General features: G+C 53.9%; 16 protein-coding genes and 1 tRNA gene. 3 read left to right on the forward strand and 14 right to left on the reverse strand.

What is annotated here, in order from left to right:
• Positions 1-7 precede the first annotated feature (7 nt).
• Positions 8-352: a hypothetical protein gene (locus LVJ83_RS11515; RefSeq protein ID WP_244784775.1), complete on the forward strand. Its 345-nt coding sequence runs from the start codon at positions 8-10 to the stop codon at positions 350-352.
• A gap of 525 nt (positions 353-877) precedes the next feature.
• Here LVJ83_RS11515 and LVJ83_RS11520 read toward each other — a convergent pair.
• The 4 genes from LVJ83_RS11520 to trpA all read right to left on the reverse strand — a co-directional run bounded on the left by LVJ83_RS11520 (position 878) and on the right by trpA (position 5,960).
• The gene (locus LVJ83_RS11520) at positions 878-2,206 is read right to left on the reverse strand and encodes a DUF3482 domain-containing protein (protein WP_244784777.1); all 1,329 of its coding nucleotides are present in this window, start codon (positions 2,204-2,206) and stop codon (positions 878-880) included.
• A 424-nt stretch (positions 2,207-2,630) separates the two neighbouring features.
• Complete coding sequence (locus tag LVJ83_RS11525; protein WP_244784779.1) at positions 2,631-3,977, reverse strand: DUF2868 domain-containing protein; 1,347 nt, start codon at positions 3,975-3,977, stop codon at positions 2,631-2,633.
• Between the two features lie 235 nt (positions 3,978-4,212).
• Positions 4,213-5,085 carry an acetyl-CoA carboxylase, carboxyltransferase subunit beta gene (accD, locus tag LVJ83_RS11530; protein ID WP_244784780.1) on the reverse strand — a complete coding sequence of 291 codons (873 nt, stop codon included), beginning with the start codon at positions 5,083-5,085 and terminating at the stop codon, positions 4,213-4,215.
• A gap of 89 nt (positions 5,086-5,174) precedes the next feature.
• The gene (gene trpA, locus LVJ83_RS11535) at positions 5,175-5,960 is read right to left on the reverse strand and encodes a tryptophan synthase subunit alpha (RefSeq protein WP_244784782.1); all 786 of its coding nucleotides are present in this window, start codon (positions 5,958-5,960) and stop codon (positions 5,175-5,177) included.
• Between the two features lie 358 nt (positions 5,961-6,318).
• Between trpA and LVJ83_RS11540 the strand changes: the two genes are divergently transcribed.
• On the forward strand, positions 6,319-7,776 hold the full coding sequence (locus tag LVJ83_RS11540) for a phospholipase D-like domain-containing protein (RefSeq protein ID WP_244784784.1): 1,458 nt from the start codon (positions 6,319-6,321) through the stop codon (positions 7,774-7,776).
• A 194-nt stretch (positions 7,777-7,970) separates the two neighbouring features.
• Here LVJ83_RS11540 and dcd read toward each other — a convergent pair whose 3' ends face one another.
• The 4 genes from dcd to LVJ83_RS11560 form a co-directional block, all read right to left on the reverse strand.
• A complete protein-coding gene (dcd, locus tag LVJ83_RS11545) occupies positions 7,971-8,537 on the reverse strand; it encodes a dCTP deaminase (RefSeq protein ID WP_244784785.1) in 567 nt (188 codons plus the stop codon).
• A 221-nt stretch (positions 8,538-8,758) separates the two neighbouring features.
• Entirely contained in the window at positions 8,759-9,658 is a 900-nt protein-coding gene (locus LVJ83_RS11550; RefSeq protein ID WP_244784787.1) for a recombination-associated protein RdgC, read from the reverse strand.
• 134 nt (positions 9,659-9,792) lie between these two features.
• A complete protein-coding gene (locus tag LVJ83_RS11555; protein WP_244784789.1) occupies positions 9,793-10,068 on the reverse strand; it encodes a hypothetical protein in 276 nt (91 codons plus the stop codon).
• 37 nt (positions 10,069-10,105) lie between these two features.
• Positions 10,106-11,563 (reverse strand): DUF3360 family protein, encoded by a 1,458-nt coding sequence (locus LVJ83_RS11560; RefSeq protein WP_244787773.1) that lies wholly within the window; start codon positions 11,561-11,563, stop codon positions 10,106-10,108.
• Positions 11,564-11,957: 394 nt separating this feature from the next.
• On the opposite strand from LVJ83_RS11560, the gene LVJ83_RS11565 reads away from it, so the two are divergent.
• Positions 11,958-12,033 (forward strand) — tRNA-Glu (locus LVJ83_RS11565).
• 81 nt (positions 12,034-12,114) lie between these two features.
• On the opposite strand, the gene LVJ83_RS11570 is transcribed toward LVJ83_RS11565, so the two are convergent.
• The 6 genes from LVJ83_RS11570 to LVJ83_RS11595 form a co-directional block, all read right to left on the reverse strand.
• Positions 12,115-12,519: a type II toxin-antitoxin system HicB family antitoxin gene (locus tag LVJ83_RS11570; protein WP_244784791.1), complete on the reverse strand. Its 405-nt coding sequence runs from the start codon at positions 12,517-12,519 to the stop codon at positions 12,115-12,117.
• Between the two features lie 169 nt (positions 12,520-12,688).
• On the reverse strand, positions 12,689-12,904 hold the full coding sequence (locus tag LVJ83_RS11575) for a type II toxin-antitoxin system HicA family toxin (protein WP_342345089.1): 216 nt from the start codon (positions 12,902-12,904) through the stop codon (positions 12,689-12,691).
• A gap of 300 nt (positions 12,905-13,204) precedes the next feature.
• Positions 13,205-13,453: a DUF1289 domain-containing protein gene (locus tag LVJ83_RS11580; protein ID WP_244784795.1), complete on the reverse strand. Its 249-nt coding sequence runs from the start codon at positions 13,451-13,453 to the stop codon at positions 13,205-13,207.
• A gap of 125 nt (positions 13,454-13,578) precedes the next feature.
• Positions 13,579-15,624 carry a choline BCCT transporter BetT gene (gene betT / locus LVJ83_RS11585; RefSeq protein ID WP_244784797.1) on the reverse strand — a complete coding sequence of 682 codons (2,046 nt, stop codon included), beginning with the start codon at positions 15,622-15,624 and terminating at the stop codon, positions 13,579-13,581.
• 45 nt (positions 15,625-15,669) lie between these two features.
• Positions 15,670-17,355, reverse strand: coding sequence for a choline dehydrogenase (gene betA / locus LVJ83_RS11590; RefSeq protein ID WP_244784799.1), 1,686 nt, complete (start codon positions 17,353-17,355; stop codon positions 15,670-15,672).
• Positions 17,356-17,370: 15 nt separating this feature from the next.
• On the reverse strand, positions 17,371-17,862 hold the full coding sequence (locus LVJ83_RS11595) for a GNAT family N-acetyltransferase (RefSeq protein WP_244784801.1): 492 nt from the start codon (positions 17,860-17,862) through the stop codon (positions 17,371-17,373).
• Positions 17,863-17,895 lie beyond the last annotated feature (33 nt).

Raw genomic sequence — 17,895 nt, forward strand, 5'->3', positions numbered from 1 at the left:
TTCGTTTATGAGGGGATTTTTGTTCCTGAAAATGCAGATGCCAGGCAAAAAACGCAGCAAGATTGGACATCTTGCGAGGCTTTTTAACGCAGCAGATGCATTTTCAGGGGCAAAAAGCACCCGTAAATCGAATGGTCAGGATACCCTAGGGTGTCCTGACCATTCGTTTATGGAGGGATTTTTGTTCCTGAAAATGCAGATGCCAGGCAAAAAACGCAGTAAGATTGGATATCTTGCTGCGTTTCTCATCCTGCATCAGCACTTTTCTTACAAAAAGCTGAATCATTCTGGATACTCAGAAATACCTCGGCATAGATACGAGAGGCCATCTGAAAACGTTCAGACGGCCTGATATCAATTCGTCAAAATCATCTGCTTGTGTTGCCCGTGCCTTTAGAGGGCTTGTTCCCGCCAATACCCATTGACAAAAACAAGCTAACCAATCGGCGGGCCGAAGACAATACAACCAATAAGAAACCGGCAGACCCGACGCCTCAACACCTGAGTGAAACAGCGCCTCTTCGAGCCCGTCAGCTGGCTTTTGTGAATGGGAATAAGCTGATTTCGATGAATGCAGCGCTTGAAACAATACAACACTTTATTCAAGCAAAAAAAATGCACACATTCGTTGGAATGTGTGCCAAGTCTACAAAGGAGAAATAGAGGAGAAACTATTAACTGGTTACTCAAAACCAACTAATGAACGAATTATGCCAAAACCCAACATTTGCGTCAATATGTTTTTTCATTTTATTTCTTCTCAGTGTTGTTTTTGCAACTTTATTTGTAGTTTAGTTTCAAAACGAACATTTTTTGATGATTTTTTAATCTGCCGATAATCTTATGCCAACCATACCGGCCCGAATGCCCCCAGCAGTTATCCCAACCGTTTTATCAGCCCGGCCGCCGCTTCTGCGCGCTCACGGCGGCTTTGTTCGGGCTGATGGGTGTTGAGTGACGACCATTTATACTGGCTGCGGGCTTTGTTTAATTCAGCGGGCAGTTTGGCCGGCTGCCAAGGGGTTTGGCCGCTTTGCATTTGAATATCGGCCTGTGCGGCATGCCCGCGTTTTTGCAGGGCGCCGAGCAGGTCGAGGGCGCGGGCGGCTAAAAGGGTGAGGGTTTCGGGATCGATATGTAAGGTCTGCCTGCCGGAAAGTTTGTCGGAGATGGTCTGCATATTCGGCAACACACCGCCGAGTACGCCGCCGATGGCCGTGCCCAAACCGAGCGAGCCGCCGAGCGTCACCATGTCCACACCCAAGCCGATTAATGCCCCGGTGGCCGCGCCGGTGGTGGTGCGGATGCCGTATTCTTTTAATAATTCGCTGTCGAACGGGTCTTGGCGGAAGTCTTTCAACACCCATTCGCCACTGTCGATTTCGCTGTGGTAAAAGCGGTAGTGCTGAAACAACTGCTGTTGCAGCTGCCGCTCCAATTGGCGCACAGAAGCCTGCATGGTTTGCAGCACCGGCTCGGGGTTGTCGTCTTCATCGATTTCTTGCCGGTAGGCGGCCACATCCAAAAGAAAATGGGCAATATCGCGGCGGGCGCTGCTGTCTAAATTCTGCCATTCGCGCCGGCGCATGCCAATCAGGCGGTCGAGCATTTCACGTTCGGGCAGCATGGTGGCGAGATTTTCCCACAGGCGAATTTCTCCTTCAAAATCAAAGGCTACGGTATCGAATCCGCTGTAAACATGCAAGGTGCGCCGCGCCAGCATGGTGGTCCATTCGGTCAGGTCTTGACCGCCGATAAAGTTAAACACCGGCATCACCGGCTTGGCGCACCACGACAATACGGTCAATTCGTCTTTGTATTTGTTGAGCACCGGCTCGCGGGCATCTATCACATACAGCGCCATATCGCTTTGCAGCAGTTGGCGCAACACTTTGGCTTCCTGATTAAAATCGCCTTCGGCTTCAGGGCTGGCAAGAAATTGCTGCAAGCGCTCGATGCCGTCTGAACGGCCGGAAGTGTTGGCTTCCAACCAGTCGAGCACGCCGCCGGCATCTTCCAAACCGGGGGTATCATAAAGATACACCAGCGTTTGGCTGCCGTCGCCGATGGCCGCTTCTTCTACATGACGGGTGGTGGCGGCAGCGTTTTTCACTTCGCCGAATTGGCTGTCGCGCAACAAGGTGCGCAAGAGCGAAGTTTTACCGGTATTGGTATGGCCGACCACGGCCAGAGAAAGGGGTTTCATAAGTGTCCTTGTTGCTTTCAGACAATAATCAGGCCGTCTGAACGATTAGGCTGATTGTAATCGGGTTCTTCTTTCGCTAAGAACCATTTTCACGAATCAGATACAGCCTGCTTATTAAAGCCGGCTAAAATAACGGCTCGCCCAGTAGGCGTATCGGGATAAATTGGCAATACCATCATCAATTTCCACCGGCGCGGCAATCAATGTTGTTCAAAAAATACCTGTTAATTTAGGCGGTTGCTGATTGTCTAAAATCAATTGATTCCAAGAGGCAACGTTAAATTTGACGCATGCCGCCGGCGCTTCAACAAATCATCGAAATTGATGACGGCGGCCTGCTGTTGCCAATCTTCAATCGCGCGCAATCGGCGCTGAATGCCGCAGATTTTTTGCTTCGTTTGTGCATCACTATCTTTCCTGTTAGTCAGCCGTGCAGCATGCGTTGCGCTTGGCTGACACGCGGCGGGTCGAGCCAGGCCAATTGACGTTCGGTCAACGCGGCGTGCCATTGCGGCAAATAGTCTTGCAGGCCGTCTGAAATTTCTTTTTCGGCCAACAATTGCACCACCGCCCCACCCTGCGCCGCGCCGGCCAAAGCGGTAATCTGCCGCAATACGCCGCGGTCGGGCACTTGCTGTGCACGCACGCCGATTAAGAGTTGCGCGGGCTGCTGCGCCAAATCCTGTTTCAATGCCGCCACTGCATCGCGGCTGTCGGCCGTGCCTTTATCGAGCCATTGCTGGCCGAGTATGTGTTGGTGCCACAATTTATCCGGCCACGCGCCTTCGAGCATCAGCGCCCATTTGGGCAGGTGGTCGTCGAGGCGGATTTTCGGGGGCGCAACGGCTACGCTTTCACGGTAAATGTCGGCATCCACCACGCGGGTTTGCCATTGCTGGATAATTTGTTGGTAATAAGGTTTGTCGAGCGGCAACGGGCTTTGGCCGCGCCGCGACAAAATTTTACAGGCCAGCCAGGCACCGAAACGCGGCAGCAGGCCGTAGCAGATAATGCTGCCGATTAGCAATCCGCCCCATTGGCGGGCGCTTGTCGGGTCGTTGTTCAGACGGCTGCCCAACACGGCGCCGGCATCGGGCACGGGAAAACCGAGCTTGGCCGGCAGCCACGAAAGCGCTTGCACCAGGCTGACAAACGTGGCATCACTCAGCAAGGTGCTTTCCCAATTGAAGGTGTATTGGCGCACCATCAGCAGCAACACCACTGCGGCCAGCATGCCGGCCAGTGTGGCCAGCCACAGGCGGTGGCTGATCAGGCTGATTTGCCAGCGCATGGCGGGCTTCTGCCATTCATCGCTGTAGAGCCGCAAAATGGCCTGGTTGACCGGGTCTTTACCGCGTATCCACAAGCCGGGGTTGGCCCAAAAACCACTGCTTTTCGCGCGCGGCAGGCAAACAAACACCAGCCAGCCCAGCAGCATCACGGTATGCAGACCGAGCACGCTGGCGAGCACAAAAAAGAAATTCAAACCCGATTGCTGCATCAGTGTGACCGTGCCGGCAAAACCGCCGACCAGCCAAAACAGCGTAGCCGCCAGCAACAGCCAGCCGAATGTATGGCGCACACATGCCAATGCGTCTTGCAGCTTATGATCGCTGTCGATCATTTCGGCACGGCGGTTTAATTTGGTTTCGGCGCTGCCTTCGGCATGACGCAAGGCTTCGGTCAGCGGCTGCGGATCGGCGGTAAAAATATAGCCGCGCTCCTGCAACAGGCGCACCAGTTCGGTAAGTTGGCGGGGCGGATTAAGCATCTTGGAAAGATTAGGCCGTCTGAAAAACCTGATTTTAACACAAGCGGATTTTTGTTCGTCAAATGCGGCTGTCGGGCGGTTGAGGCCGTCTGAAACTCGGCAGTGCTTTTTTGAACGGTTATTTTGATGAATCAATATCACTATAGTGGAGCGGGCATTCGTTATTTTAGAATACGGCGGCACAAAACAAAGCCGTCTGAACAGTTTCAGACGGCTTTGTTTTAACGGCACAACATCAAGCGATATCGCTCACGGCATCCTGGCGGCGCAACAAGGTAATCAGGTTGCCGATGCGCTGTTTCATTTCGCGACGATCGACAATCTGGTCGATGGCGCCTTTTTCCAGCAAAAATTCGGCGCGCTGAAAACCTTCGGGCAGGGTTTCGCGCACAGTCTGCTCAATCACGCGCGGGCCGGCAAAGCCGATAAGGGCATTCGGTTCGGCCAACACCACATCGCCCAAAAAGGCAAAACTGGCCGACACACCGCCCATGGTCGGGTCGGTCAGCACAGAAATAAACGGCAGCCCTTTTTCGCTCAGCAGGTGCAGCGAGGCGCTGGTTTTGGTCATCTGCATCAATGAATTCAGGCCTTCCTGCATGCGTGCACCGCCGGATGCGGCCACGCAGATAAACGAGCAGCCCTCAGCAGCAGCACGGCGCACACCCTGCACAAAGCGCTCGCCCACCACCGAGCCCATCGAACCGCCGATAAAGCGGAATTCGAAAGCGGCCACCACCACCGGCAGGCCGTTGAGCGTGCCTTTCATCACCACCAGCGCATCATCTTCGCCGGTGAGCTTGCGGGCGGCGGAAAGGCGGTCGGGATATTTTTTGCTGTCTTTGAATTTGAGGATATCGATCGGCATCACCGCCGCACCGATTTCTTCACGCCCGTTTTCATCCAGCAGCAAGTTCAAACGTTCGCGGGCATTCAATGCGTTGTGGTGGTTGCATTTCGGGCAGACCTGGCTGTTTTGTTGCAGCTCGGTGGCATACAGCGTGGCGGAACAGGCGGGGCATTTGCTCCACAAGCCTTCGGGAATGGCCGACGAGCCTTTTTCTTCGCGCTTGATTTTCGGGGGTAAAATTTTATCTAACCAGCTCATGGGGTTGGCTCCTTCGATGTATGTTCAGACGGCCTGAAACACGTTCAAGCGGCCGCCGCTATCGGCAACGCTTGGTTTGCCGCAGGGCTTCAACGGATGGCGTCTTTCAATTCTTTGGCCAGCCGGCCGACAACCTCGGCTTCACGGCCGGCATGCTCTTCAATGGCTTGGACAATGCGGCTGCCGACAATCACGGCATCGGCCACAGCGGCAATTTTGCGCGCGCTCTCGGCATTGTGGATACCGAAGCCCACGCCGATGGGCACATTGATGTGTTTGCGTAAAAGCTCGATTTTACGCGAAACCGCTTCGGTGTCCAACTGCGCCGAACCGGTCACGCCTTTGAGCGACACATAATACACAAAACCGCTGGCCAAACCGGCAATGGTTTGAATGCGGTTTTCGGTGGTGGTGGGCGCGATCAGAAAAATGCAGTCGAGGCCGTTTTGCTTGAGCGCATCATGCAGCGGTGTGATGGTTTCGACAGGAGAATCAACAGTCAGCACACCATCTACCCCCGCTTCGGCGGCCGCTTCGGCAAACGCCTGATAACCCATTTTATGCACGGGGTTGAGATAGCCCATCAGTACCACCGGCGTGGTTTGATTGCTTTGGCGGAAGGCGCGCACCACATCTAAAACGTCTTTGAGCGACACATTGTTGGCCAGCGCCCGCTCGGCGGCACGCTGGATGGTAGGGCCGTCGGCCATCGGGTCGGAAAACGGCACGCCCAATTCGAGGATGTCGGCGCCGTTGTCTACCAGGCTGTGCATCAGGCTCAATGTGGTGGCGGTATCGGGGTCGCCCACCGTAATATAGGGAATCAAAGCTTTTGCGCCGTCAAGCGCTTGAAATGCGGATTGGATTCTGCTCATTGATATGCTCTTTATTATTTCAGACGGCCTCAAACACATGCTTGAGGCTGTCGGGCAGCCGTAGATTTATCAAAACAGGCAGTATAACATTGCTTACCGATGGCCTGAACGATAATTTACGCCCGCCCCAAAATACCCGGCTGCATTGCCGTGCCTGCTCATGCGCGCATACTGTTTACAGCCCGCTGCTTTACCGGCTTGCTGTTTTGAAAGGATATTGCCGAAACATGCGGCAACCCGCCCGGCAAAGGCCGTCTGAAACGATCGGAATATTTGCCGGCTGCGGCCGCCAAGCTGCCCTATCATACCGTTTGCCACCGTTACCCTGCAACCACTGCTTCCCCGCTATAATCATGCCATGAACACATCCACATCCACATCCACATCCACATCCACCACCCGCACCCGCAATGCACTGATCGAACAAATGATGCAGCGTGCATCCGGCGCGCCCGCCCGCAGCGGCAACCGCATTGATTTACTGCTCGACTGCACCGATAATTTTCCCGCTTGGGAAGCGGCTTTATTGTCGGCCCGCGAATTGATCTGCATCGAAATGTATATTTTTGCACCCGACGCATTCGGCACCCGTTTGCGCCAAATCCTGCTCGACAAACTGGCCGAAGGTGTGAAAGTGGCATTGGTTTACGATTGGATCGGCAGCCTCAACGCCCACCTCCGCGGCTTTTTCAAGCCTTTAACCGAAGCCGGCGCCGAAGTGCGCAGCTACAACCCTTTGGGCTGGGTGAGCGGCATCGGTATCTTGTCGCGCAACCACCGCAAATCATTTGTGATTGACGGTCACACCGCATTTGTGAGCGGTTTGTGCATTTCCGCCGCCTGGAAAGGCAAGCCCGAAAAAGGCATCGAAGCTTGGCGCGACACCGGCCTGAAGCTCGAAGGCCCGATTGTGCACGACATTTTGGCAGCCTTTGAAGACACGCTGGTTTCGCAAGGCGGCCAAATGCCGTTGTCCATGCCGTCTGAAAATCATATCCCGCCCGCAGGTAATGCCCGCGCCCGCCTGCTGGCCACCACACCGGCCAACATCAACACCATGCGGCTCGATTTAAACGTAATCGGCCTGGCCACACAAAATCTGTGGATTACCGATGCTTATTTCATGCCCACACGCATGTATGTGCAGGCGCTGATTAATGCTGCCAAAGCGGGCGTGGACGTGCGCATTCTGGTGCCGCGCACTTCCGACATCAAGTGGATCGGCACGGTTTCGCGCACGCAATACCGGCAGCTGCTCGAAGCCGGCGTGCGCGTGTTTGAATGGAACGGCACCATGATTCATGCCAAAAGCGCCATCATCGACGGCCAATGGGCGCGCGTGGGCAGCACCAATCTGAATCTTTCCAGCTGGTATGGCAACCGTGAGCTCGATGTATCGATTGAAGATGCCGATACTGTGCACCGGCTCGAGCATGTGTTTCTCGATGATTTAAACCACGCCACCGAAGTGATTCTCAACGAAAAAGCCCACGCCGAATTGAAAGAGCACCGCCAACGCATGTTCGGCGGCATCAAGCGCCTGCACAAAGGCCAGGCCAAAAGCGTGATGCGCCAGGCGCTGCAATTGAGCCATGCGCTCGACACCACCATGTCGGGCACGCGGCTGGTAGACGAATCAGAAGCTTGGTCTTACCTCACCATCGGCATCGCCATTCTGCTGCTGGCGGTGCTGATTTGGTTTGTGCCGCAAGTGATTACCTGGCCGCTGATGCTGGTATTGCTGATCGGCGGCGGCGGCACCTTTGTCCACGCCGTCAAGCAGCTTGCTGAGTTTAAACGCGGGCGGCACAAATAATACCCATGCAGAATCAAAATCCGATATAGGTGCAGAAAATGGCTCTATCTATAGCCGTTGATGGATGAGCAATTTTGAATATCCGCTCAAAAGGCCGTCTGAAAATATTTTTCAGACGGCCTTTGCTGTTTATCGATTCATGTAAACCACAAGAGGCTAGGGTATCCTAACCATTCAGGATGCCCTAGAAAACATCAGGTTTTCGGCAGCGTGACACCGGTTTGCCCCATGTATTTTCCGGCGCGGTCTTTATACGAAGTTTCGCATATTTCGTCGCTCTCAAAAAACAACACCTGCGCCACCCCTTCGCCGGCATAGATTTTGGCCGGCAGCGGCGTGGTGTTGGAAAACTCCAGCGTGACATACCCCTCCCATTCCGGCTCAAACGGAGTCACGTTTACAATAATGCCGCAGCGCGCGTAAGTGGATTTGCCCAAACACACGGTCAGCACGTTGCGCGGAATGCGGAAATATTCTACCGTGCGCGCCAATGCAAACGAATTGGGGGGGATGATGCAGCAGTCGTCTTCGACAGTAACGAAATTTTTCGGATCAAAATTTTTCGGGTCGACGATGGTGCTGTTGATGTTGGTGAAAATCTTGAATTCGTTGGCACAGCGGATGTCGTAACCATAGCTGGAGGTGCCGTAAGAGATGATTTTTTTGCCGTCGGCCTCTTTGACCTGATTCGGCTCAAACGGCTCGATCATGCCGTGCTCTTCGCTCATGCGGCGTATCCATTTGTCGGATTTGATGCTCATATCGGTTTCCCTGCACTCCTCCCGCGCGGCGGGAAAATAATCAATGTAAACAATATACCCGGGTGAAAAAACAATCCGGCTGCACCATGGCGCCTTGCCCTATGCCGGTGCGGCCTGCGGCCTGCCGTCTTTATTTTCTTGCTTTTTCGAAGGGGTATTATTCTATGTAACAGTAAAATCGGCAAGGGGCGCAATGCACGGCCCCTTGCTTTCAGACGGCCTTATTTCTGCCAGCCGCCCAGATACGACACCAGCTCGTCCAACATGCTGCTCAGGGCTTCGGTCATCAAAATCTGTGAGGCAAAGGTGAGGCTGGCGGCATCATCGCCGTGGCCTTCGGCTTCTTCCTGCAACACGTCCAGATATTGAATGCGTTTCAAAGTGAAATCCTGCGTGAGGATAAAGCTGATTTGGTCGCGCCAGGTCAGGCCGAGTTGGGTCACGGTTTTGCCGTTTTTCACATGCTGCACCACTTCATCGGCGGTCAGATCCTGCTTCGACACTTTCACAGTCGGCACCACATCGCCCACGCCTTTAAGCTCGCAATCACTGTCTAACTCGAAGCCGCCTTCTGCCGCGCCGCGCAACAGCCAGTCGGTCATCAGGCTGCCGGGCGACTGCTTGGTATCGGGCAGGCTCGCTTCCAAGCCGCCGAGCGCTTCGCGCAGCTTGGTGAGCAGGTTTTCCGCTTTGGCAGCCGCAGCGTTGTTAATCAGCAGGTAGCCGTGTTTGGTGTCAAAAATGGCTTGGCTGCGGCTGCTGCGGGTAAACGCACGCGGCAGCAAATCATCGGTAATTTGCTCTTTTAATTCTTGTTTTTCTTTACGGCCGACATTGCGCGCTTCGGCATTTTGAATTTCGGCCACGCGCTCTTCCAAAATATCGCGAATCACCCCCGCGGGCAGCACCTTCTCTTCTTTTTTCAAAGCAACGCGCCAAGTGTAGTCGGCGGGGAACACCGATTCGGGCGAAAATGACACCGGCGCGGCAAAGCCTTCGCTAAACCAGTCCAACCCCGTGCAGGGCGCGAATTCGGCTTCGGCAAGCTTGGCGGCCAGAGTATCGAGTTCGGGGAGTTTGCTGATATTGAGCGGATAAAAACTGATTTGCTTAAACCACATGGTGCATCCTTTTATCGTTTTATGTGTTCAAACCACCGCATTATACAGCAAACCGATTGCCGCTTAGCAAAGGCCGTCTGAACATTTCTGTTTCAGACGGCCTTTGCTAGGGTGTCCTGACAATTCATATATCATCATCTTTTTTGTGATAAAAGCACATCTGCTGCGTTAAAAAGCCTCGCAAGATGCCCAATCTTGCTACGTTTTTTGCCTTGCATCTGCACTTTTATCACAAAAAATCTGAGTAATTCTGAATTGTCAGGACACCCTAGGGTGTCCTGACCATTCGATTTACGGGTGCTTTTTGCCCCTGGAAACGCATCTGCTGCGTTAAAAAGCCTCGCAAGATGTCCAATCTTGCTGCGTTTTTTGCCTTGAATCTGCATTTCCAGAGACAAAAATCCCCTCATAAACGAATGGTCAGGACACCCTAAGCAGGAAATATGTTTACTGCCTAAACTGCTCCAATACCGCCGGAATGCCGGGGAACATACCCACCGCCGCCATAACCGCACACAACACCACAAAGCCGATCAGCGGGATAATCCAGCGCCCCATGCTGCCCAGCCCGGCGCTGCGCTCTTTACAGCCGATTAAGCCCAGATTGTCGAGCATCACCGTGAGCGACCAGCCGAACACCGGGTTCACCAGCGCTGAAGAAAACACCACAATCGCCGCCGACTGCGTGGTTTTGCCCGAGCGCGTCATTTCCATACCCGCTTCCAACAGCGGCACATACACCCCCACAATCAGCGCCACGCTCAACACCGGCTGCCAAATCGCCAAATCCATCGGGTAGCCCCACACACCGGCAATAATGCAAAACAGCGCCGTCAGCACCGCACCGGCCGGAATCGGCCGTTTGGCAATCGCAGCGGGCACGATATAAGTGCCCCACGAAGAAGTGAAGTTGGCCCCGCCCAACACCGAGCCGGCCACCTGGCGCGCCGAACAGCCGATCATGGTGTCGTCGATATTCATCTGCACTTTTTCGGTTTTCGGCGGATAGCTCAGCTTTTGAAACACTTGGTGTCCCAGAAAATCAGGCGACCACATCGCCACCGCCAGCACCGCAAACGGAAACACCGCTACAAACTCATTCAAGCCCGGCCAGCCCAACATCCAGCCGCTGTTTTCACCCCACCAATAAGCCGGGCTCATCGGCGGCAGGCCGGGAGCCGTTGAAAACGAAAACGGCGCCCCCAGCAGATAAGCCGTTCCCCCGGCCAACACACAGCCCAGCGGCACCGCCAGCCAGCGCTTCTGCCAATGCTCTAACAAGGCATACAGCAAAATCGTGCCGATAATCACCACAAACGCGATATAAGCCATATCAAAACCACCCGCCCAGGCAAACAGCCGCTGCACCTGCCCGGTGATACCGATAAAGCCCAAATAGAGCAGCAAGCCGCCGCACACGCCGTTACTGGTCAGCCTCGCCAGCAGGCTGCCGCCCTTGAGAATGCCGAGCAAAAAGCCGAATACGCCGATCAGCAAACCTAAAGCCAGTGGATGACCGCCCGCAGCCACAATAATCGGAATCAGCGGAATCAGCGGCCCGTGCGTGCCGGGCAGGTTGGCAGTGGGCAAAAAGAAGCCCGACAGCAACAGAATAAACAGCGATACAATCAGCAATTCATAGCGCACGTTTTCCAACACAAAACTTTCCGGCAAACCCAACGGCCCGGCAAAGGCGGCCGCCACCGCCCCCACCATCACCACCTTGCCGATGGTGGCGGCAAACGCCGGAATCATGTCTTCCCATTCAAAGCGGTAATCCCGAAACGGCAGATTGGCTTTCCAACGCTTGGGCTGCATGATTTGCAGCTCATGTTCCAAATAATCGCTGCGGCTCTCAAAGGCCGAACTGGGGCGGTGTAATTCAGCGTAACTTTTTTCTTGCATCTCGCTCAATTATGGTCTCCTTGCATAAAATCGATTGTTGTTATGATATTCTAAAGCGCCCCGCCCGATGATTGCCCGGCAACACAGCAGCCATCAGCAGCATTTTCAGCTGCCCGGCAGGTTTATTAAGTTATAAACTACAAAGCACTACACCAATTATAACCATGCTCCCCGCATTTACGCCCATCATAAAAAATGATGGATATCATCCAAACCACAAATCAAACAGGCAAATATTCTTAACAAATCAAAACATTCCGCAACACCGTCAGCGCCGGAATCTGTTTTCCATATTTTGAAAACCCCGCGCTAAGCCTGAAAGCTTTACCATCATGAAACCGCCGCCACATTGACAATCCCGCCCTGCCTACGGTATAGTTCGCCGTTCGGTTACGCGCCCATCGTCTAGAGGCCTAGGACACTGCCCTTTCACGGCGGCAACCGGGGTTCGAATCCCCGTGGGCGTGCCAGATATATAAAAAACGCTTTTCGTGCTTGCGAAAAGCGTTTTTTATTTATTTTGGCCTATTGAACATTTGGGATGAAAAACATTATCTCGCCTGGTTCAGCACTTGTTGTGCCGCTTTAGCCAAAAAGCCGGAACGGGTTTCGTGATGTGCAGCGGCATATTCGTCCACCCGCGCCAACAAATATTCCGGCCAACTCACGTTAAAACGGGTTTGTTTATTGCTCAAACGGCTTAAATCAACATCAACCAAAGCCCACAAAGCATCAGAATATTCATCAGATGCCTGTAAATCTTCGATATTGCTCGGAATCAGCGATTCGAATTCGCCATCTTCCAACAAGCCTTCAACGTGGAAAATCACTGCCTCTTGAGCGTTTTTCAATGCTTCCTCAACAGTTTCGCCTGAGGAGAAGCAGCCGGGTACATCGGGTATGGTTACGCCGAATACCGAGCCTTCATCCTTATGGATGGCAACCGGGATAAACATGATATTTACCTTATTTAATTTAATATACCTTAATTCAAAAATTTATAGCATAAATTTGCGGGCATTCTACATTTAACTTTGATTATTAAAACAAGCTACCGGATCCGTGAGATTATCCGGCTGTGCAATCGGCTCTGCGTGATGACAAAAAATGTAGCGGATTATCCCGCTACATTCTCAATCTCAAACCCGCCTTCCTCAAGATACTGCTGATTGTACCTTTCGGCAAATCCTTTTTAGGATGTGGCACTGTGACCCTGCCGCGCTTTTCGGGGTGCTTATACTGCCTGTGGCTCCCTTTGGTTGCAACCAGATACCAGCCATCGGATTCGAGTATGTCAATGACTTCATTACTGGTCATTTGCCACCTCTTGCGCCGATTCATTAAGCTAAAGAACACAGCATTGCTATTAAGTGTGTACTATTACGCACCAAAATAAACATGTCAAACATTTTGTGTATTTATATGTATAAAAACCGCCCTCTAAGGTGCGGCAAATCCAACCACTGGAGAACCACTTAAATCAGAATCACGGGCTGACCGGCAATCGTGATCGGCACTTCCGCCTCTTTGAGGGTAATGTCGTCTTCGGTTATTGTTTGATATTCTTATGATTTCAAATGATTTCAGCCGTCTGAAAAAAATGTTTCAGACGGCCTCAAACTGCACATACCTGCATCTCATTCAAAATTCAAAATCCATCTGATCGGGCAGCGGCAGCTGCGGCTGGTTGCGCTCCCACGCCAGCCGCTGGATTTTCACTCGCCGCAAACCAATCAGGCGCATCACCTGCTGTTTTTGCGCATCGGTCATACCCAGCCAATACAAACGCTCCTCGCGGCTGCGCAGGCAGCCTTTGCAATAGCCTTTGGCATTGGCTTCACACACGCCGATGCAGGGGCTGGGGATGTCGAAGAACTCAAGCTGTTCCATGTGATAAAGCGCTAAAGTTTTGGCAATGGGTTTATTGTGCGGTAAAACCGGCCAATATTTCAACCCGATATTCAAAAGGCCGTCTGAAAAATTTTTCAGACGACCTTTTGAATATTCACCGGCTATCAGCGTTCCAAATGCAGAAACTGCATATGCCGTTCATATTGGTTCAGAATGTCGATAATAATCTGCTCTTTGGTATAGCCGACAATATCGTAATCCTGACTGCCTTCGCTGAGAAACACTTCGGCGCGGTAGTATTTTTCCTGCTCCAGCGGCGAGGCCAGATTGCCGGCCTGGCTGAGTGCGAACACCGGTTTCACCGCCTCGACCAGCCGCACTTCATACAAGAAGTCGACCTCGTCGCCATGCAACACTTCCAGCTTCAAGCGGTGGTTTTCTTTGTCTTGCGTAAGGTGGGTGTCGATGCCTTTGTCTTGCAGCTCGTGCGCCACTTCCAGCATGGCCGGTTGCAGCGTTTTCACCATAAAGCGCAATGCGGTTTTGGCGCTGGGGAAATTCACTAAGCGGTTGAGGCGGTTGCGCCAGTTGCGGCCGTCTGCCAATACCATGGCTTTATCGATTTGGTTGGCCTTGCGCCTGTTGCCCTCTTGGCGCAGGCTTTTCCACATGGAAATCATGTAGATCACCAACACCAGCGAAAAAGGCAGCCCGGCCACCACACTCACCGACTGTAAGGAGCCGAAGCCGCCGGCAAACAGCAGGCCCAGCGTAATCAGGCCGGTGGCGGCGGCCCAGAAAAGCCGCATCCAAATCGGCGCATCGGCGCCGGAAGCCAGATTCTTACTGCTCAGATTGGCCAACACCAGCGCGCCCGAGTCGGCGGAGGTCACGAAGAAAATCAGGCCGATAACCACCGCCATCAGCGACCACAGCGAAGCATAGGGATAATGCTCAAACAAAGCAAACATGCCCATGGCCGGGTCGGCCAATGCGGTTTCGCCCAAAGCGGCCGCACCGTGGCTCACCAAATCAATGGCGCTGTTGCCGAAAATCGAAAACCAGGCAAAGATAAAGCCCAGCGGAATAAACATCACCCCGAGCACAAATTCGCGCAAGGTGCGCCCGCGTGAGATGCGGGCGATAAACAAGCCCACAAACGGCGCCCATGCCACCCACCAGGCCCAGAAGAAAATCGTCCAACCCGCTTTCCATTCGGCGCCGCTGTTGCCCTGATAGGCATACACATCAAAGGTTTTGCTGATGATGGTTTGGAAATAATCGCCGATATTTTGGGTAAACGCATTGAGCAGAAACACGGTCGGCCCCATCACCAGCAGCGCCAGCAGCAGAAAGGTCGCCCCCAGCATATTGATTTCCGACAACCGCCGCACGCCGCGCTCCACGCCCGACATGGCCGACAAAGCCGCTGCCGCCACCACCGCCACAATAATCACCGTTTGCACCAACTTGCTGGTTTCAATACCAAACACATGGCTCAAACCCGCATTGGCCTGCAACACGCCGATGCCGAGACTGGTGGCGATACCCAACAGCGTGCACACTACGCCGAAAATATCAACGCTGTGACCGAGCCAGCCGTCGGTACGCTTTTTGCCGAACACCGGCACCAGCGCCGAACGCAGAGCCAGCGGCAGGTTTTGACGGTAGGCAAAATAAGCCAGCGCCATGCCGATAAGGGCATAAATGCCCCAGCCGTGCAGCCCCCAGTGTAAAAACGCCTGCGCAATGGCCGCCCGCGCCGCTTCCGGTGTGGCACCGCTGCCGTCGGGCGGGCTCAAATAATGCGCCAGCGGCTCCGAGGCACCGAAAAACAGCAAATCGATACCGATACCTGCCGAAAACAACATCGCTGCCCAAGCCAGAAACGGGAAATCGGGCTTGTCGTGATCCTGCCCCAGCTTGATATCGCCGTAACGCGACAGCCCCACATACAGCGCGAAAATGCTGTAGGCGGCCACCACCAGCATGTAATACCAGCCAAAATGGTCGGACACCCAGCGCAAAGCGTTGCCGAGCACCGCCTCACTGGCTTGCGGAAAAAGAATGGTAAATAAAATCAATAAAATCGAAATCACCGATGAGGCGAGGAAAACGGTTTTGTTAACCGCAAGCTTTTGCTCTGCATTGCCTGTGTTGTCGGGTGCGCTGTGCATCAATACGCTCTCTTTCTTGTGGGTTTTTCTCAACAGGGTTTCAGACGGCCTGATATTGCTTAAAGGCCGTCTGAAAGCTCAAGCCCGCTTCGGCTCGCGGCGCACGGGCGTGCTGCCTGCCACATAATAATCGGCATCCGAAGGCGGCAGCGGTGTGCGGCAGCGGATTTGGTCGGCGATTTTTTCGGCCAGCATGATGGTGGTGGCGTTGAGGTTGCCGGTGATGATGTCGGGCATAATCGAGGCATCTACCACACGCAGGGCGCTGATGCCGTGCACGCGGCCTTGTGCGTCGACTACCGCATCATTCCCCTCGCCCATCGCGCAAGTGCAGGAAGGATGGTAGGCAGTTTCGGCGTGGTTGCGTACATATTCGTCCAGCTCGGCATCGCTTTGCAGGCTTTCAGACGGCGTAATCACTTTGCCGCGATAAGGATCAAGCGCGGGTTGGTTCATGATTTCGCGGGTAATGCGGATGGCGGCACGAAACTCTTCCCAATCCTGTTCGTGGCTCATGTAGTTGAACAAAATGCTCGGATGCTCGGCAGGGTTGCGCGATTTGAGCTTGATGCGGCCGCGGCTGAGCGAACGCATAGAGCCGACATGCGCCTGAAAGCTGTGCGATTTGCTGGCGTTGCGCCCGTCGTAGCGCACGGCAATCGGCAGAAAGTGATACTGGATATTCGGCCAGGCAAATTTTTCATCGCTGCGGATAAAACCGCCGCCTTCAAAATGATTGGTGGCGCCCAAGCCTGTGCCTTTAAACAACCATTCGGCGCCGATAGCGGGCTTGTTCCACCAATTTGTGGCCGGGGCGATGGATACGGGCTGCGTGCACTCATACTGCATATACAGCTCGAGATGGTCTTGCAGATTGTTGCCCACACCCGGCAAATCGAGGATTTCGCTCACGCCGGCTTCGGCCAGCCAGGCACCGGGGCCGATGCCGCTGCGTTGCAGAATCTGCGGCGAGGCAATCGCGCCGCCGCAGAGAATCACTTCTTGGCGCGCTTCGATGCTGTGCATTTGCTTTTGATGCTCAAAACGCACACCGCGCGCACGTTTGCCGTCAAATAAAATCACATCGGTGAGCGCACCGGTGGCAATGGTGAGCGTGTCGCGCTGTTTGGCGGTGTCGAGATAACCGCGGGCGGTGGAAGCGCGGCGGCCGTTGGGGGTAACGAAGCGGTCCATCGGGCCGAAGCCTTCCTGCTGATGGCCGTTGAGATCGTCGGTACGCGGATAACCGGCATCCACGCCGGCCTGTATCATCGCTTCAAACAGCGGGTTGGTGCCGGCTTTGGCGGTGGTCACGTCAATCGGGCCGCCGCTGCCGTGATAGGCGTTTTCACCGATATCGCGGTTTTCGGCTTTTTTGAAATACGGCAAACAATCGAGATAACGCCAGTTGGCCAAACCGGGTTTTTGCGCCCAATGGTCGAAATCGAGTGCGTTGCCGCGGATGTAGCACATGCCGTTAATCAGCGAAGAGCCGCCCAAACCCTTGCCGCGGCCGCAATCCATGATGCGGTTGTTCATATGCGGCTCGGGGTCGGTTTTGTAGCCCCAGTTATAAGTAGTGCCTTGCAGCGGCATCGCCAGCGCGGCGGGCATTTGGGTGCGGAAGTCGAGGCGGTAGTCGGGCAGGCCGGCTTCCAGCAGTAATACGGAAACGTCGGCATCTTCGGTCAGCCGTGCGGCCAACACATTGCCTGCGCTGCCGGCGCCGATGATGATGTAGTCGTAGGCGGGTTTGAATAGCATGGGTTATCCTTTTTTTTATTCGAGCGGGAGCATTAATATTTCTCCCGGCAAACCATCGAAATCTTTAAATTCACGATGAATAAAGCCTTGTTTGGTCAATATTTTACGAGAAGGAAGATTATCCGGGTCGATGACGGCATAAAGTTGCGGCAAACCGCTGCGGCGCGCTGTGCGGATTAGTTCGGCGGCAACAGCGCTGCCGATGCCTTTGCCCCAATATTGCGGCATGAGCATATAACCGATTTCAGCTTGCCCGACATCATCCGCCTGCACCACCAGCTTGGCCAGGCCGATAAAATCCTGCGTGTCGGCATCGGTAATTTTGAAATGGCCGTAAACGGGGTGCCGCCGGTTATCGGCCATTATTGCGGCAAAGTCGCGCTGCGCTTCTTCACCCACTATCGCCCGCTCAGTAATCATGGCCATCACTTGCTCATTACCCACCAAACGGCAGTAATCGTCAAAATCGTTTTCGGTAAATTTTTGCAGCTTGATAGCAACAGCCACAGGCTTTCCTCCGTTTGATGCAGACAGTAGCTG

The organism is Uruburuella testudinis (assembly GCF_022870865.1).
Taxonomy (GTDB): domain Bacteria; phylum Pseudomonadota; class Gammaproteobacteria; order Burkholderiales; family Neisseriaceae; genus Neisseria; species Neisseria testudinis.

Excerpts from the sequence above, each read along its gene's own strand:
- LVJ83_RS11515 (WP_244784775.1), top strand. The coding sequence starts at position 8 with ATGAGGGGATTTTTGTTCCTGAAAATGCAGATGCCAGGCAAAAAACGC.
- LVJ83_RS11520 (WP_244784777.1), bottom strand. The coding sequence starts at position 2,206 with ATGAAACCCCTTTCTCTGGCCGTGGTCGGCCATACCAATACCGGTAAA.
- LVJ83_RS11525 (WP_244784779.1), bottom strand. The coding sequence starts at position 3,977 with ATGCTTAATCCGCCCCGCCAACTTACCGAACTGGTGCGCCTGTTGCAG.
- accD (WP_244784780.1), bottom strand. The coding sequence starts at position 5,085 with ATGAGCTGGTTAGATAAAATTTTACCCCCGAAAATCAAGCGCGAAGAA.
- trpA (WP_244784782.1), bottom strand. The coding sequence starts at position 5,960 with ATGAGCAGAATCCAATCCGCATTTCAAGCGCTTGACGGCGCAAAAGCT.
- LVJ83_RS11540 (WP_244784784.1), top strand. The coding sequence starts at position 6,319 with ATGAACACATCCACATCCACATCCACATCCACATCCACCACCCGCACC.
- dcd (WP_244784785.1), bottom strand. The coding sequence starts at position 8,537 with ATGAGCATCAAATCCGACAAATGGATACGCCGCATGAGCGAAGAGCAC.
- LVJ83_RS11550 (WP_244784787.1), bottom strand. The coding sequence starts at position 9,658 with ATGTGGTTTAAGCAAATCAGTTTTTATCCGCTCAATATCAGCAAACTC.
- LVJ83_RS11555 (WP_244784789.1), bottom strand. The coding sequence starts at position 10,068 with ATGAGGGGATTTTTGTCTCTGGAAATGCAGATTCAAGGCAAAAAACGC.
- LVJ83_RS11560 (WP_244787773.1), bottom strand. The coding sequence starts at position 11,563 with ATGCAAGAAAAAAGTTACGCTGAATTACACCGCCCCAGTTCGGCCTTT.
- LVJ83_RS11570 (WP_244784791.1), bottom strand. The coding sequence starts at position 12,519 with ATGTTTATCCCGGTTGCCATCCATAAGGATGAAGGCTCGGTATTCGGC.
- LVJ83_RS11575 (WP_342345089.1), bottom strand. The coding sequence starts at position 12,904 with ATGAATCGGCGCAAGAGGTGGCAAATGACCAGTAATGAAGTCATTGAC.
- LVJ83_RS11580 (WP_244784795.1), bottom strand. The coding sequence starts at position 13,453 with ATGGAACAGCTTGAGTTCTTCGACATCCCCAGCCCCTGCATCGGCGTG.
- betA (WP_244784799.1), bottom strand. The coding sequence starts at position 17,355 with ATGCTATTCAAACCCGCCTACGACTACATCATCATCGGCGCCGGCAGC.